We start from the raw sequence: 15,976 nt of genomic DNA, 5'->3' as shown, positions 1-15,976 counted from the left end.
ACCGGGACAAGCCCGATCGCCGTCCGGAACAATGAACGGGCTCGGTTCCGCCGGACGACGGGGGCGTCATGGAAGGTCTGGTCGAGTTCAAGATGGGCGACGGCGCGGTGGTCGCCGTCGAGGCCGCCGACGACGTACGAGGGGCCAAGCTGGTCTCGCGAGACGGCACGGTCCGGGCGGCCCACACCTTCGAGAACGCCCTTGACGGGGTGCGCTCGGCGGCGGAGGCGGCGCTCAGGGTGTTCCGGGACGGCACGCTCCAACCGGACGGCGTGGAGATCGAGTTCGGCGTGAAGCTGTCCGCCGAGACGGGCGCGATCATCGCCAAGGGCACCGCCGAGGGCCATCTGGTCGTCAAGCTCACCTGGACCCCGGCCACGACATGAGCGGCGCCGAACGGCACATGCGCACCGAGTGGCACGCCCGCGTGGAGTGCGCGGGAAAGGTGGCCGGGGCGGGCTTCCTGGTGGCCCCCGGCACCGTGCTGACCTGCGCCCATGTGGCGCTCGACCGTGGCCCGCTCACCGTGTCCTTCCCGCAGCGCCCGGGCTCCCCGGCCGTCCCGGCCCGGGTCGTCGCGCACGGCGACTGGAAGGGCGGCCCCACCGACCCGGGTGATCTCGCCGTACTGGAACTGGCCGAGGAGGTCACCATCGCCCCGGCGGCCCTGGCACCCGCCGCCACCGCGCACGGCGACCGCAAGCTCGTCGCCTACGGCTTCCCGGCCCACTGGGACGAGGGCACCTTCGCCGAGTGCCGCACCACGGGCCCCGACCTGGTCGCCGGCGAGTGGATCCAGCTGGAGGCCTGGAGCGGGTACGGCCAGCCGCTCGCCGCCGGTTTCAGCGGTGCCGCGGTCGTCCTGGCCGAGACCGGCGAGGTCGTCGGCATGGTGACGGCGGCGGCCGGCGCGAAGGGTGTCCTCTCGGGCCGGATGATGCCGACGGACGTCATCGAGCGCCACTGGCCCGCCCTGGCCGGCCTCGTCCCGGCCCCGGGCAGCGCCCCGGGCGCCCGGCGGCGACTGCGCGGGCTCGTGGAGCGTGCGGTGCGCACCGGCCTGGACTGCGATCCCGTACGGCTCTACACCGACGCCGCCGGCGACCTCGACCCGCCGCCCCCGCCCACGGGCTTCGACTCCCTGTGGTCGGCCGCGTGGTTCGTCCAGGGCGAGCTCGACGACCCGGACACGGCGGCCCGGTTCGCGGACCGGCTGGAATCCCTCCTCGCCCCGCCCGCCGTGCGCCGGAACAGGGCACCGGACTGGGCGCCCATCCTGATCGAGCTGAGCCACAGCGGCGCGGGCGAGGACCTGGTCCGGGTGGAGGTGTCGGCGTACAGCGGGGGCCGCCGCCATCCGGTCGCCTCCGACACCGTGCCGTACGCCCGGCTGCGCGTGTGTGTCCAGGAGGGCATCGAGGCGGCGTTCCTCCGGCTGACGCCCGGCGCCGACGAGCTGGTCGCGTTCGCGCTGCCCCGGGACTGGCTCGACTGGCCGGTGGACCGCTGGGAGAGCGACGCCGAGGACGACACCCCGCTGGGTCTCGCCCTGCCGGTCGTCGTCACCGACCATGTCCGCCGCAGAGCCCGCACCCGGCACGCCCTGACCCGCGCCTGGAACCGGCTCGACTCCCGTACCGGCGCCCGCGTGCACCGCGTCGCGTGCGGCTGCCCCGGCAAGCCGAGCGAGCTGCGGCTGGCCCTGCTGGAGTCGGACCCGTGCCTCGCGGGCTTCGCCGCCGCCCCGGACCCGGCGCGCACCAGCGAGCACTTCAAGACCTCGCTCACCGCCCCGGCCCCGGCGATCGTGTGGTCGCGGCGGGGCTGCGGGGAGTCGGACGGCTGCGGGGACGGCTGCCCCGGCTCGGTGTTCCTGGACGAGCTCGACGCCCATGTCTCCCGCGTGACGCCCGCCGAACTCCCTCGCACCGTACTGTCGTTGCGCCGCACCGCCGAGACGGAGGACGAGCACTGGGCACGCGACATCCAGCTCCTGTGGGACGACCCGCGCTGTTTCGAGGACCCGCACGAGGAGGCCGCACACCTGCGCTCACCGGTGGCACGGACGCTCCCCCGCCCCGCCGTCCACCACGACCGGCTCCCCGCCGCCGACCCCCGGTCCACCGTCGCCTGACCCTGACCTCGTACGACGGGCTGCCGCCGGCCCGTCCCGCCGCCCTCACACCGGAGACCCGCACCATGCCGCACTGGTCCGTCTACACCGGCACGAGCGAACCGCACGACGGCATCGACGACCTGCCCGCGCCGCCTCCGTGGCGGGCGTTCGACGGCGGACCCGCGCTGCCGCCGCCCGGCGACACCGACGACGAGGCGGCCGTCTCACCCGACCGCGTCCACCGCGCCCGCGCCTACGTGGCCACCCCGGAGAGCGTCCAGCTCGTCAACGCGGCCCTCTGTCTGCGCCGCCCGCTGCTCGTCACCGGCCCGCCCGGCACCGGCAAGTCCTCCCTCGCCTACGCCGTGGCCCGCGAGCTCTCCCTCGGCCCGGTCCTGCGCTGGAACATCACCAGCCGCAGCACCCTCGCCGACGGCCTCTACCAGTACGATCCCCTGTCCCGCCTCTACGCGGCCCGCCCCGCGGGAGGCCGCACCGAAGAGGCCGGGTCCGGCGGCGGTGTCGAGGACCACCTCCGCCTCGGCCCGCTCGGCACCGCGCTCCTCCCTTACGACCGACCCCGCGCCCTCCTCGTCGACGAGCTCGACAAGAGCGACCTCGACCTGCCCAACGACCTCCTGAACGTCCTGGAGGAGGGCCAGTTCGAGATCCCCGAACTGGTCCGCGCGGCCCGCCACTCCACAGAGGGCACCGCCGAGGTCCTCGCGGACGGCACGGACACCCCGGTCACCTTGCGCCGCGGGCGGGTCCGCTGCCGTGCCTTCCCCTTCGTCGTCCTGACCAGTAACGGCGAGCGCGAGTTCCCGCCCGCCTTTCTGCGCCGCTGCGTCCGTCTGCAGCTCCGCCGACCCGGCCTGGAGCAGCTGAACGACATCGTCCGCGCCCACCTGGGCACCCCGGACGACCGGACCCGGTCGCTCATCGAGAGCTTCCTGAACCGCGCGAACAGCGGCGAACTCGCCACCGACCAGCTCCTGAACGCCATCTACCTCACGGGCGTGGCGGGCCTGGACGCCGATTCGCGCGACGAGCTGGCCAAGCAGCTGATGCCGTATCTGAGCGCGGCGGCGGACGGCGATGGATTCTGAGGCACGGAACGGAGGGAGCGGGCCGAACGGGCGGGACGGGCGGAACGAACAGGGCCCGCGGGAGGCTCTGTCCCGGCTGACGTCCGTACTCGCCGCTGCGGCGGGCTCCTCCGACACCCCCGGTCCGACACCGCGCGAGCTGGCCGAACTCCTGTGGCTGGCACAGCAGTTGCCGACACCGGACGACGGCCCCCGCAAGGCGCCCCCGACGCCCACCGTGCCCCCGTCACCGGCCCCCGCCGCCGTACCACCACCCCCGGAACCTCACCCCGAGCCCGCCACCCCACCGCCGCCGACGCCCCAGGAACCCCCGGCCCCCGACGGCCGCATCCCCCTCCACCTGCCCGGGCCGGCCACCCCCACCGCACCCCAACTCCTGGCCCCCGCACCGCCGATGCTCTCCCACCCCCTCGCCCTGCAACGCGCCCTGCGCCCCCTGAAGCGGCACGTCCCCGCACCCCGCGCCCGGGTCCTGGACGAGCACGCCACGGCCGACCGCATCGCCCGGCTCGGCGCGCACCCGGACGTCTGGCTGCCCGTCCTGCGCCCGGCCCCGGACCGCTGGCTGCGTCTGAACCTGGTGTACGACACCGGCCCCACGATGCCGGTCTGGCGCCCGCTGATCCGCGAACTGCACACCACGCTCGCCCAGTCGGGCGTCTTCCGCACGATCACCCTGCACCGGGCCGGCCCCGACGGCCGGGCCCGCCATGTCCCCGCCCTCGCGGACGGCCGCACCGTCACCCTGGTGATCAGCGACTGCATGGGCCCGCAGTGGCGTCCCGGCCCCGCGGGCGAACGCTGGCACCGCACCCTCCGCCGCTGGGCGGCCCGGATGCCGCTGGCCGTCGTACAACCGCTGCCCGAGCGCCTGTGGCACACCACGGCGCTCCTCGCCGAACCGGGCCTGCTGACGGCGCCGACCGCGGCGGCCCCGTCATCGGCGCTCAGGTTCACCCCGTACGACCCGGACGCGGCGAGGGCCCCTGCCGACGCGTTCGCCCTGCCGGTGCTGGAACCGGGCCCGTCCTGGCTGGCCAACTGGTCGGCGCTCACCGCCAGTTCGGACCGGTCCCGGGTGGCGGGCGCGGCGGCATGGCTCGCCCCCGCCCCCGTACCCCCCACCGACGACCCGGGCACCACCCCCGACATCTCCGCCCTTCCCCCGCGCGACCTCGTCCTCCACTTCCGCGCCACCGCCTCCCCGGAGGCCTTCCGCCTCGCCGGCCATCTCTCCCTGGCCGACCCCTCCCTCCCGGTCATGCGCCTCGTCCAACGCGCCCTGGAACACAGCCCCCGCCCCCAGCACCTCGCCGAGGTGATCCTCAGCGGCATGCTCACCACGGTTCCGGGGCCACCGGGTTCGTACACCTTCCGCCCCGGCGTACGGGACCTGCTGCTGCGGACGCTGCCGCGTACGGCGCGGGGCCGTACCCGCGAATTCCTCGCCAAGGTGGGCGGGTTGATCGACGAACGGGCCGGACTGGCGGCGGGCGAGTTCCGGGCGGAGGCGGGGGACGGGGGTGCGGCCTTCGCGACCGTGCGGGAGGAGACGGTACGGCGGCTGGGCGGGGGCGGCGAGGAAGAGGGGCTGCTGTTCAAGGGGCGGTACCGGGTGGTGGGGGTCCGAGGGCCGCGGATGTGGGAGGCGGTGGATGTACGGACCGAGCGGCGGGTGGTGGTCTGCCAGTACACGGAGCAGACGTCGGACCGGGAGACCTTCCTGATGCCGGCGGTCAGGCCCACCGAGCTGCGGCATCCGAACGTGGTGCCGGTGGTGGACTCCTGGGTGGAGGGCACACGGGCCTATCTCGCCACGGAGTTCGTGGACGGCGTGACCGTGACCGAGCTGGAGCGCGGGAGCGGGCCGGGAGTGTCCGCCACGGTGTGCGAGCGGGTACGGGAGGGTGTGGAGTCCGGGCTCGATGCGCTCAACGCGTACGGCTGGGTGCTCGGCCAAAACGGCTGGGACGGCGTTCTGTTGAAGCCGGGCGGCACGGCCGTGATCATCCGGTTCACACGGTATGAGCAGTCGTCACGGTACGGCCCGGTGGCGGACCGGCACACATTCCGCGCCCTGCTGGAGGAACTGGCCTCGCGGAGCCCCGACACCGATCCCGCGCCGCTGCGCATCGAAATGCTCGGCCCGCTGCGCGTCAGCCGCGGCGACCGCCCCCTCCCTCTCCCGTCCCCCGAGGCGCAGGCCATGCTGTGCATCCTGCTCCTCAAACAGGGCTGCCGCGTGACCGAGACCGAGCTGTCCCTCGGCCTCTGGGACGCCCCCTCCACCGAACGCACCCAGGTGCACCGCCAGTTGGCCCGGGAGCTCTCTCAGCTCCTCGGTGTCGGGACGGTCGCCGAACTACCCGACGGATACGCCGTCCACGCGCCGGACGCCTACATCGACGTGGTCCACTGCCAGCAACTCCTCAGCGAACGCATCCCCGACAAGGCCACCCACCGCGCCGCCGTCCAACAGGCGCTGGACCTCTGGCGCGGTGACCCCCTCACCGACCTCTCGGGCCCCGCCGCCCGAGCCACCCGCGCCCGCTTCGACGCCCTTCACCGCGACCTCTGCGCCATCCGTGACGAACTGGACCTGGAACGCCCCACGATCGTCTTCGAACTGCCCCACGGCGAGGACCCTCGCGACACCCTCGACGAGATCGTCCCCCGCCTCCTGGCCCGCGGCGATCTGGCCTCCCACCAGTACGAACTCCTGGCCCGCGACAACGGCTACGCCGTCCTCACCGAGCCCGGGGCCCCTGTGCTGCCCACCCTGGTCGCCGTACTGCGCGGGCTCCCCGAGCACCTCGCCACGCTGGACGAACCGCCGCAGGTCCGGGTGACGTTCTGGCACAGCCCGTGGTTCGCCGACCCCGGCAGGGCCGTCGTACCGCCGCAGGTGCAGGGGATACTCGACGAGTCGTGGGCGGACGTCACCGTGCTCGTCTCCCCCGCGCTGTACAAGAAGTTCGCCGACAACTCGATGGACTCCGACCGCTTCCAGCCGCTCTGGACGGGCGGTCAGGAGGCTCCCGTCGCCTGGTACTGCCCGCTGCATCTGGCGTCCCCGGAGTCCGTGGCCCGCGACTTGGTGCGCGGCCCGTTCACCACGCACGACGTCACGCAGCTGGCACCCCCCGCCGCGGGCCGCACGGCCATCGTGCTCGCCCCGTCCGGTGGCCCCTTGACCCCGCTCGACCCGGCCCACCCGTGGGGCAAACGCCCGCCGCGCATCATCGACTACTACGAGGTCGACCTCACCATCCAGAGCGCCACCCACCACATCTCCCTGCCCAGCTCCGGCCACCGCCCCTTCCCGGCCGTCGCCGAACTGTCCTGGCACGTCGACGACCCGGTCTCCTTTCTGCGCGCCGAGACCGAGAACGTCTCCGCGGTTCTCCTCGACCACCTCCTGAAGGAGGCGGCCCGCATCACACGCCGCTACCCCCTGGGGCGGGGTGGCGCCGCCCAGCAGGCGCTCCGCGGGGGGCTGCGCAATTGGCCGGTGCCGGGCCTGTCGGTGAGCTGCTCGGTGGGGCTGGTCCAAGAGGAGGAACCGGCACCGCGCCCCGAGCCCCACCTCCCGCCCTACACCCCCTTCGCCCGCCTCCTCCGCGAAACCGAAGCCGTACTCATCGGCTTCGACGGCCCCCTCACCCGTCTCTTCACGACGAACACCGCCCGCAGCGCCGCCCTGGACCTCCTCTCCCTGGTCACCGAGCACCGCGACCCGGACGAGGCTCTGGAGGGCCGCCCCCTCGGCCGCGCTCAGGAAGAGGTCCTGCACCCCTTGGACGTGCTCCGCGCCTTCGCCGACAGCGGCGTCGCGCAGACACTGCGGCACCGCCTGGACGACCTCGAACTCCGCGCCGTCCCGCACACCCATCCGACCCCGGACGCCCACGCCCTGATCCGCGCCCTGACGACCGCCGCGCGCCGCGTCGAGATCGTGACGGACGTCTGCGAACAGGCCGCGCAGCACTGTCTGGCCCGCCACAACATCCCCTCGACCAGCGTCCACGGCCGCAGCGACGATCCCACCCGGCTGATGCCGGACCCCGACTGTCTGCTGCGCGCCCTCGCCCGTCCCGGCCGTCCCGCCCCCACCGGCCTCCTGATCACCTCGTCCGTCGCGGAGTACACCGCCGCCACCCGCCTCGGCCTGCGCTGCATCGGCTTCGCCGACGTTCCCGCCACCGGCCGGCGCCTCCGCAAGGCCGGCTGCGAGGAGGTCGTCACCTCTCTCGAACCCCTCCTCGACGCGGCCCGCAGCCTGTGACCTGACGCGCCCTGACATGACCTGCCGTCAGAACGCTTACGCCACCCTCATATGGGATCTGAGACGCAAAATCCCCCATTCAGCCGCGCCCCACCCGGCCCCCCACAAAAGGCGCCCCACCCCGACCCCTCGCAAGATCCGAGTGAGGCCCGCCGCCCGGCGCGCCCCCGGTCTGTGTTCTCGGGAGGACCTGCCCATGACCGCCACCGCCAGTCTGGAGCAGCTGCGTCGCTGCCACTTCGCCGTCGACCTGGGTGCGGCGAGGACGCGGGTGTATGTGAAGGGCGCCGGGCTCGTCGTGGACCAGCCGTCCGTCGCCGCGGTGAACACCAAGACCGGTGCGCTGATCGCGGTGGGTGAGTTCGCGGAGAAGATGACGGGGCGGACCCCCGACTACATCCGGGTCGTCCGGCCCGTCTCCGGCGGCACGGTCGTCGACATCGAGATGGCCCAGCGCATGCTGCGGCACCTGCTCGGCGACAAGATCCGCCGCTCGCTGCGCCGCAAGCCGATCCTGCGCGCCGCCGCCTGCACCCCGCACGACGCCGACCCCCTCGCCCAGCGCGCCTGCATCGAGACCATGGTCGGCCTCGGCGCCCGGCGCGTGGAGCTCGTGGACACGCTCATCGCCGCCGCCGTCGGCTGCGGGCTGCCCGTCGAGCGGCCCGAGGCGACCATGGTGCTGGTCTGCGGCGCCGCGGCCACCCAGGTCGCCGTGCTCTCCCTCGGCTCGATCGTGAACGCCGTCCGCATCCCGGTCGGCGGCGAGGCCGTGGACCACGCGATCGTGCAGCACCTGCGCCACCAGCACGAACTGATGCTGCCGAGCCAGTCCGTACGCCCGCTGCAGCTCGCCCTGTCCGGGAACGGGCTGACCGCCCAGGGCCCCGCCTCCACCGAGATCCACGGCCGGGACGTCGCCACCGGACTCGCCCGTTCCGTCCAGGTCGACACCGCCGCCGTCCGCGACGCCATCCAGACCCCGCTGACCGCCGTCCTCGACGGCATCGGCAAGGTGCTGCGGGACTGCCCGCCCGACCTGGTCGCCGACCTCGCCGACCGCGGGATCATGATGGTCGGCGGCAGCGCCCTGCTTCCCGGCTTCGACCAGATGCTGCGGCACGCGACGGGCATGCCGGTGCACATCGCCGAACGCCCCGAGGTGTGCGCGGTGGAGGGCCTCGGGATGATGCTGGAGGGCCGTATCGAGCCGCTGGCACTGGACCCGCTGACGGACTGAGCAGGGAATGACGGGCTGAGCAGGGCATGACGGGCTGAGTAAGGGCATGACGGACCCGGCAGGGCACGACGTCGTGGCCGACCCGCTCCCCCGCCTCCCGCCCCTCCTGGAGGCCGTCCTCAGCGTCGGCACCGACCTCGAACTGCGCACCACCCTGCAGCACATCGTGGACGCCGCCGCCGAACTCACCGGCGCCCGGTACGCCGCGCTCGGGACGGCCGACCCGGGGCAGGACGGACTCATCGAGCTCCTCCCCCGGACTCCGTCCGGAGGGACCCCCGTCTCGCTGCGCTCGCCGGGCGCCGCCCCGCCCGCGACGGGCTCGCTCACCGTGCCGATCCGCGTCCAGGACGAGGAGTTCGGCACGCTGCATCTCGCCGGCAAGGAGAGCGGGGCCGCCTTCACCCCCGAGGACGAACAGCTCCTGCACGTCCTCGCCGCCCAGGCCGGCATCGCCATCGGCAACGCCCGTCTCTACGAGGCGGCCCGGCAGCGCGAGCGCTGGATCGAGGGCGCGGCGGCCGTCACCACCGCACTGCTCAGCGACGGTTCCGCCACCGACGCCCTGACCACGGTCGCCGAACGCGCCCGCATCCTCGCCGACGCCTCCGCGGGCGTCATCCTCCAGCCCAACGAGGCGGGCGGCATGGAGATCGTGACCGCCTCGACGTACGACGACCCCGGTGACATCGTCGGTACGACCATCGCGCCCGGCAGTCCGGTCCTGGAGCAACTCCTCGGCGGCGAACCGGTGTTCATCGACGACTCGGCGACCGATCCCCGGATGACGACCCATGTCCGGCACCGCTTCGGGCCCAGCATGATGCTCCCGCTCCAGGCGGGCGGCCGTCTGATCGGCACCCTCGCCCTCCCCCGCCGCCGCGGCGACCGCCCGTACACCTCCGTCGAACGCCTCCTGGCCACCCAGTTCGCCTCCCAGGCGGCCGTCGCCCTGGTCCTCGCCGACGCCCAGCACAGCCGCGAGCTCCTCGCCGTCTTCGAGGACCGCGACCGCATCGCCCGCGACCTGCACGACCTCGTCGTACAACGCCTGTTCGCCACCGGGATGATGCTGGAGTCGACCCAGCGCCGCGGCACCACGGACGACGTCCACGAGACCCTGGGCAAGGCGGTCGACGAACTCCAGTCGACGATCCAGGAGGTCCGTACGACGATCTTCGCGCTGCAGCAGCCTCCGGCGGACGCGCCGACGACCTTCCGGGGCAAGGTGCTCCGGGAGACGGCGGGGGCGGCGGCGCTGCTGGGCTTCGCGCCGTCCACCCACTTCACCGGCGCCGTCGAGAGCCGTGTCACCGACGCGAACGCCGGCCACCTCCTCACCGCCCTGCGCCGCGCCCTCGCCACCGCGTCCCGCCGGCCCGCCGTCTCCCGTATCGAGGTCACGGTGGACGCGACGGCGACCCTGCCGGACGGCCGGGAGGGGGTGCGGCTGACGGTGCACGACGACGGACGGACGGAGGACGGGAGCACGGGGACGACGGTCACCTGGCAGGCGCCGCTGTGACCGCCGACTCGCCCTACAACAGCGCCCGTTGGACGCAAGAACGGTCACGCAAGAACGGTCGGCCACTCACCCCGGCCGCCTCCCTGGCCGCTTTCAGATCCCCGGAGATACCGCCGCCCAGCCACTCCCGGACCAGTTCGAGCCCGGTGACGTCCCCGGCCACCGCGTCGATGCCCAACTGCCGCGCCCACACGGCGAACCGGTCCTGGTCGACGGCCCGTACGGACTCGTAGCGCAACCGCAGGTCAGTGGTGTTCTGGACCACCCTCAGCGCCGCCGCGGGGTCCTGCGGCGCCTTGCCGAAGGTGTCGAGGTCCCACCGCCAGCTCCCGCGCGGTCATCTCGACGTCCCGGTCCGCTCTGGTCACCGTCCGGGAGGCCGGATCAAACCGCAGATCCCCCGCCGCCGGCGCAGCCGGCCGCGCCAGCAGTACGGCGTACGACACCGGCTTGGTCAGATAGTCGTCCGCGCCCGTGTCCAGGCCCTCGATCTCGTCCCACTCGCCCTCCTTGGCGGTGAGCATGAGGATCGGCGTCCAGTCGCCCTCGCCGCGCAGCGCCCGGCAGACCTGGTAGCCGTTGAGGCGGGGCAGCATGATGTCGAGCAGGATCGCGTCGTAACGACGAACCCCTCGGCCTCCAGCCCGTCCCTGAGCCCGGCCGCGTACCGCTCCTCGATGTCGCGTCCGACAATGTGGACGGGCTGTGGCTGGCCCGGGAGAACTCCTTCGTCCTCGACGACCAACACCCGCATGACCTCACGCTACGCGTGTGGGACGGTCGGCGCGGGGTGGTCGGCACGCGCCCCGGCAGCAGCCTCGGGCGCCCGCCTCCCCGGCCGCCCTCACCCCGTCACCGCGGGCCGCGTGCGAACCAGCACCGGACCGTCGTCCCCGCCTCCCCCGTGTGCACCCGTACCAGGTCCGCCACGAGGTTGACCAGCAGCAGTCCCCGCCCGCCCCGCTGTGTGACCGCCACCGGCCGCCGCCCCGCCAGCGGGTCCACGAGCCGTCCCTTGTCCCGTACCTCGCAGACCACGTGATCGCCCTCGCCCCATACCCGCAGCGACCCGGCCCCGCCTCCGTGGACCACGCTGTTGGTGGTGAGCTCGGCCGTCACCAGCGTCAGGTTCTCCAGCGCGATCCCGGCGAGCCCGAGCCGCACCCCTTCGTCGGTCGCCAGATGCCGTACCTCGGACAGGGACTCGGCGTCGAAGCCGAGGGACGGCACGTCCGGTACGGGGGGCAGCGGCTCGTTGTAGCGGGCGACGACGGCGTCCGGCGCATACCCCCAGCTGCTGAGCGCGCCCCCGGAACCGGAGGGGATGACGGTGGGGTGGGTGGCGTAGGCATCGGCGAGGACCCGCTCGTCGAGGCGCCGGACGTCGTACGGACAGAGGATCGTCACGACCCGCCCCTCGAACGCCGCGTTGATCAGCGCCTCGTGCTGTACGCACGCCGGGTACTCCGCGGCCGTACGCCCGGCCCAGATCGGCTCCCCCACGATCCGCACCCGCCGTCCGGGCGGCTGCGCGTCGGCGAAGGCCCGCAGCACGCCGGGGATGATGCGCCCGGGGTTGCGGCCGGCCTCGCGCATGTCGAGGAGGCGTACGGCGTCGGCGGCGTCACCGAGCCCGTCGCGGATGAGACGGAGGTTCTCCCCGGGCACGGCCACGGCGACCGGTTCGCCGGTCTCCAGCCCCTCGCGCACGAAGGGCAGCGTGCCGTCGAGATAGTCCTGGGCGTCCCGGTAGAAGAGGGCGGGGTGCAGAAAACCGGTTTCGGTCATGACTGCGCCACCTCGATCCCGGACAGCCCCGGCCAGAACATGTCCAGCACCCGGCTCAGGGGAACCGGCGGCCGGTACAACTCGATCAACCGCCCCTCCTCCAGCCGCAGCGCCGCGGCCGCGAGGTCGTCGGCGCCCGCGACATCGACGTGGGTCACGGCGGACATCTCCAGCCGGTACACCTCCGTCCGCGCACGAACCGCCTGCTCCAACGCCCTCTGCCAGATCACCCGAGTACCGAGTCCCACCTCACCGACGGCCCGCAGGCCCCTGTCCCCTGGCAATCGCGACACCACCAACCGAGGCGCCGCGCCATCGGTCCGCACCGGTGACCGCCGATGAAGATCCACGCCGCCTCCACCTCCTCTGAACCGAAAACGCGCTTACCCGGACGAGAGCCGGTCATTCCCCATCACCGACCAATCCCCACAACCAAACCCGATCGCCCCACAGGCCAAAACCCATCACCCGGCGGCCTGAAACCGTCGGGTGTAGCACGGCATCGGACGGGCAGGCGGATGGGCAGCACCGCCGGGGCCCCGCGGAGCTGTGTCCTTGGCTCGCGTCCGGAACCCGGTGGCACCGCAAGGAGGCACATACATCAGCTGGAGGCACGTCAGCGTGATGACGGTCGGGGACCGACGAGGCGGGGACATGAAATCAGCGGCACGCACACCTCTCGCAGGGCGGCTGAACACCCTGGTCATCGATGGCCGTACGCAAGCGGGCCGGGCCGAGCTACGGCCGCGCGGCGAGCTCGTGCACGGTTGCGCGGACGTCCTGGACGAGACCCTGACGGCACTGCCGGACGGCGTCCGCCGGGTCGAACTGGACATGGCCGACGTGGTGTTCATGGACACGGCAGGTCTGCAGTTCCTGGAGCTGCTCGACCACTACGGCCGCCGCCGGGACATCCCGGTGACCGCCACCCACTGGAGCGGCCAGCCCCGCCGCATCCTCGAACTGGCCGGTCTGGACACGACGGACCCGCTGAGCGCCGTCCCGCGCTCACCCGGCCCGGCCCCCGCTCCCCCGGCCCCCTCGGCGGTGGCCCTGGAGCGCGCGGAGCAACTCCATGTGCTGCGCGCGGAGGTCGAGCAGCTGCGCCAGGCGATCATCTCCCGGCCGGTCATCGACCAAGCCCGCGGCATCCTCATGGCCGCCCACGCCTGCACCTCCGAGGAGGCCTGGTTCATCCTGCGCAAGACCTCGCAGCTCTCCAACACCAAGCTCCGCACCGTCGCCGCGGCCCTCACCGCCGGCACGGGCGCCGGCGGCCCACTGCCTCCGGAGGAGGTCCGCACGGCATTGCGTACGGCGATCAGGACCTGCCTCGACTGAACGGACCGAGCCGCCGGGCGGCCGACCCCCGGCGGCCCCAACCCGCCGTACCGGCAAAGCCGTTGATCGCTCCCGTGCCGGAACCATAGGTTTCCGGGCATGACGAACCTCCGAATCGGCGTGATGTACGACCGCGACTGGGCCCCCGAGGAACTGCCCGAGTTCGCCCGGCAGGCCGAGGCCCTCGGCGCGGACGACCTCTGGGTGGTCGAGGACCTCGGCTGGAACGGCGGTGTCTCGGCGGCAGCCGTGGCGCTCGGCGCGACGCGGCGGCTGCGGGTGGGCATCGGGATCGCACCGGCCCCGTTGCGCAGCCCTGCGCTGCTGGCGATGGAACTGGCCACGCTGGCAAGGGTGTTCCCGGGCCGGCTGGTCGCCGGCGTGGGGCACGGCGTACGGGAGTGGATGGAGCAGGTCGGCGTCGCACCGAAGTCCCCGCTCTCGCTGCTGGAGGAGACGATCACCTCCGTGCGCGCCCTGCTCCGCGGCGAGCGGGTCACCCTGGAGGGCCGGGAGGTCCGGATCGACGGCATCGAGCTCGTCCACCCGCCCGCCGAACCGCCGCCCGTGATCGCGGGTGTGGTCCGGCCCCGCTCCCTGGAGCTGTCCGGCCGGGTCGCGGACGGCACCCTGATCGCCGAGGGGCACGGCCCGCAGGACCTGGAGAACATCCGGGCCCTGCTCGCCAAGGGCGGCGCGGGCGAGGACCACACGCTGAACGTGTTCGCCTTCGCCTGTGTCGGCGACGACCCCGACGAGGTGGTCCGCACCCTGCACCCGTCCACCGAGGGCCACGGCGCCTGGCTCGGCCGCCCGCAGGAGGACGTCTTCACCGTCTCCGGCACGGCCGCGCGGGCCGCCGAGCGGATCGGCGCGCTGCGGGCGTCCGGCGCCGACACCGTCGTACTCCGCTTCGTGGGCCCTGAGCCGCTGCGGCAGCTGCAAGTCGTTCTGGAGGCCGTCGGGCGCTGAGCCGTTCCAGTCGTTCCACGGCAGGGGGCAGGTCGGCGGGACCGTCCGGGTGCGCCCGGGCGGTCAGCTCTTCTCGGTGACTCCCGCACCGGTGCGGGCGGCGGTCTCGTGGTGGCCGTCCACCTGCACGAGCAGGGCGAGCAGCGAGGCGACGGTGAGTCCGGCCTCGGCGGGGTGGCGCAGGATCTTCCCCTGCTCGATCCGGTAGATGTTGCTGCGCCCCTCGCGCGTGTGGGAGAGATAGCCGCTCTGCTCCAGATCGGAAATGATCTTCTGGACGGCGCGCTCGGTGAGTCTGCAGTGGGCGGCGATGTCCCGGACCCGCGCGTTCTGGTTCTCGGCGATGGCGGCCAGTACTCGCGCATGGTTGGTGATGAACGTCCACCCGGTATGCGGCTCAATGGCTCCACTCATGTGCGCATCGTACGCCCAAGAGTTCACGCATGAAAATACACGAACTTAGTTTCACGTATCTCTTGACGTGAATCAGCGTGCGAGCAAGGCTGGTGACGGAAGAAACGCTGGTGTTCCCAGCCCCGGGGAGAGAGAGCCATGCCCAACTCGGCACGCTGCTGCGGCGGGCCGTCCAACGGCTGCACGAGTCTCACCGATCAAGTCGGCTCGCCACGGCTGACAATCTGCGCCCGCCCCGACGGCGAGCGGACGCTGGTCACGGTGTCCGGCGATCTCGACCTCTCCGCGGACGCGGAGCTCCAGCAGGCCCTGCGCTCGGCGCTCACCGCTTCCGCCAAGGGCATCGACCTGGACCTCGCCGGCGTCGACTTCTGCGACTGCTCCGGGCTCAACGCCCTGCTCGCCATCCGCCAACAGGCCCTGGACGAGTCCAAGACGGCCACGATCCACGCCATCAGCCCGGCCGCCGGTCGGGTCTTCGCACTCACCGGCACCCTGTCCCTGTTCGACCCGGAGGGCGAAGTGCACCAGCGGGACGACGCCTCGCACCCCTCGACGGACCCCCGGGTCGAGGTCGTACAACTCCGGCGGGCCATGCAGACACGGGGACTCATCGACCTGGCCCGCGGCATCCTCATGGCCACCTTCAGCCTCAGCGCGGAGGAGGCCTGGACGGTCCTGGTGATGACCTCCCAGAACACCAACACCAAACTCCACCGCACGGCCCGTCAGCTGGTGGACTCCGTCCGGGGCGAACCCCTCCCCGCGGCACCCCGGCGGCACCTGTCCGCCGCCGTCACCCATGTCACCGCCGTACGCGATCGGACGGACGACGAGGGAGCAGTCGATCTCGGCACATGACGGGGCGGACTCGACCCGAGACCGGTCGGCGGCGGGCGGTCAGGGCGGTTCGACGGATCGATCTGACTGGTCAGATCGTTTCTGCACGGATGGTGTGTGGTGGGGCGGGTGGGACTCGAACCCACGGCCGGCGGATTATGAGTCCGCTGCTCTAACCGGCTGAGCTACCGCCCCATAGCGGCGTGTCGCGTACACGTGTGCGCGCCGTCTGCCGCAGCATAGCCGCTCATACGATCTCCTGCTTCGTATGGTCGACTTCGCATGCCCTGAAGGACTCCGCTGTGACCTGCGCGGTTCCCGGTACTGGGGTGACCACATGAAAAAG

General features: G+C 73.0%; 13 protein-coding genes, 1 tRNA gene and 1 pseudogene. 9 read left to right on the top strand and 6 right to left on the bottom strand.

Annotated features, from left to right (window positions below; all coding sequences use genetic code 11):
• The first annotated feature begins 68 nt into the window (after positions 1 to 68).
• The 6 genes from PH203_RS00675 to PH203_RS00650 all read left to right on the top strand — a co-directional run bounded on the left by PH203_RS00675 (position 69) and on the right by PH203_RS00650 (position 10,275).
• Positions 69 to 386, top strand: coding sequence for a CU044_2847 family protein (locus PH203_RS00675; RefSeq protein WP_289914842.1), 318 nt, complete (start codon positions 69 to 71; stop codon positions 384 to 386).
• Positions 383 to 2,134 carry a trypsin-like peptidase domain-containing protein gene (locus PH203_RS00670; protein WP_289914838.1) on the top strand — a complete coding sequence of 584 codons (1,752 nt, stop codon included), beginning with the start codon at positions 383 to 385 and terminating at the stop codon, positions 2,132 to 2,134. The genes PH203_RS00675 and PH203_RS00670 overlap by 4 nt, the downstream gene beginning before the upstream one ends.
• Before the next feature lie 65 nt (positions 2,135 to 2,199).
• Positions 2,200 to 3,225: a MoxR family ATPase gene (locus PH203_RS00665; protein WP_289914836.1), complete on the top strand. Its 1,026-nt coding sequence runs from the start codon at positions 2,200 to 2,202 to the stop codon at positions 3,223 to 3,225.
• Entirely contained in the window at positions 3,215 to 7,510 is a 4,296-nt protein-coding gene (locus tag PH203_RS00660; RefSeq protein WP_289914834.1) for an SAV_2336 N-terminal domain-related protein, read from the top strand. Before PH203_RS00665 ends, PH203_RS00660 begins: the two co-directional genes overlap by 11 nt.
• A gap of 196 nt (positions 7,511 to 7,706) precedes the next feature.
• Positions 7,707 to 8,750, top strand: coding sequence for a rod shape-determining protein (locus PH203_RS00655; RefSeq protein WP_289914833.1), 1,044 nt, complete (start codon positions 7,707 to 7,709; stop codon positions 8,748 to 8,750).
• 46 nt (positions 8,751 to 8,796) lie between these two features.
• Positions 8,797 to 10,275, top strand: a complete 1,479-nt coding sequence (locus tag PH203_RS00650) for a GAF domain-containing protein (protein ID WP_289914832.1) — start codon at positions 8,797 to 8,799, stop codon at positions 10,273 to 10,275.
• 13 nt (positions 10,276 to 10,288) lie between these two features.
• Here the strand turns inward: PH203_RS00650 and PH203_RS00645 are convergent, their stop codons facing one another.
• The 4 genes and pseudogenes from PH203_RS00645 to PH203_RS00630 form a co-directional block, all read right to left on the bottom strand.
• Entirely contained in the window at positions 10,289 to 10,540 is a 252-nt protein-coding gene (locus PH203_RS00645; protein ID WP_289914829.1) for a hypothetical protein, read from the bottom strand.
• A 52-nt stretch (positions 10,541 to 10,592) separates the two neighbouring features.
• Positions 10,593 to 11,029: pseudogene (locus tag PH203_RS00640) on the bottom strand (response regulator transcription factor); the annotation flags it as partial.
• 98 nt (positions 11,030 to 11,127) lie between these two features.
• Positions 11,128 to 12,063, bottom strand: a complete 936-nt coding sequence (locus PH203_RS00635; protein WP_289914827.1) for an anti-sigma factor RsbA family regulatory protein — start codon at positions 12,061 to 12,063, stop codon at positions 11,128 to 11,130.
• Positions 12,060 to 12,293 carry an anti-anti-sigma factor gene (locus tag PH203_RS00630; protein WP_289914826.1) on the bottom strand — a complete coding sequence of 78 codons (234 nt, stop codon included), beginning with the start codon at positions 12,291 to 12,293 and terminating at the stop codon, positions 12,060 to 12,062. Before PH203_RS00630 ends, PH203_RS00635 begins: the two co-directional genes overlap by 4 nt.
• A 424-nt stretch (positions 12,294 to 12,717) precedes the next feature.
• On the opposite strand from PH203_RS00630, the gene PH203_RS00625 reads away from it, so the two are divergent.
• Together PH203_RS00625 and PH203_RS00620 are read left to right on the top strand one after the other, a co-directional pair.
• Positions 12,718 to 13,404: an ANTAR domain-containing protein gene (locus tag PH203_RS00625; RefSeq protein ID WP_289914824.1), complete on the top strand. Its 687-nt coding sequence runs from the start codon at positions 12,718 to 12,720 to the stop codon at positions 13,402 to 13,404.
• A 99-nt stretch (positions 13,405 to 13,503) separates the two neighbouring features.
• Complete coding sequence (locus tag PH203_RS00620; RefSeq protein ID WP_289914822.1) at positions 13,504 to 14,376, top strand: LLM class flavin-dependent oxidoreductase; 873 nt, start codon at positions 13,504 to 13,506, stop codon at positions 14,374 to 14,376.
• A gap of 63 nt (positions 14,377 to 14,439) precedes the next feature.
• On the opposite strand, the gene PH203_RS00615 is transcribed toward PH203_RS00620, so the two are convergent.
• On the bottom strand, positions 14,440 to 14,790 hold the full coding sequence (locus PH203_RS00615) for a MarR family transcriptional regulator (RefSeq protein ID WP_289914821.1): 351 nt from the start codon (positions 14,788 to 14,790) through the stop codon (positions 14,440 to 14,442).
• A gap of 138 nt (positions 14,791 to 14,928) precedes the next feature.
• Between PH203_RS00615 and PH203_RS00610 the strand changes: the two genes are divergently transcribed.
• Positions 14,929 to 15,651: an ANTAR domain-containing protein gene (locus tag PH203_RS00610; protein WP_289914819.1), complete on the top strand. Its 723-nt coding sequence runs from the start codon at positions 14,929 to 14,931 to the stop codon at positions 15,649 to 15,651.
• 97 nt (positions 15,652 to 15,748) lie between these two features.
• Here PH203_RS00610 and PH203_RS00605 read toward each other — a convergent pair.
• Positions 15,749 to 15,825, bottom strand: a tRNA-Ile gene (locus tag PH203_RS00605).
• Between the last annotated feature and the right edge of the window lie 151 nt (positions 15,826 to 15,976).

The sequence above is a fragment of the Streptomyces sp. S.PB5 genome (genome assembly GCF_030403745.1).
In the GTDB taxonomy this organism is placed as follows: domain Bacteria; phylum Actinomycetota; class Actinomycetes; order Streptomycetales; family Streptomycetaceae; genus Streptomyces.
Note: the sequence above shows the minus strand (reverse complement) of the source record. Positions and strands in the feature narration are given on the sequence as shown.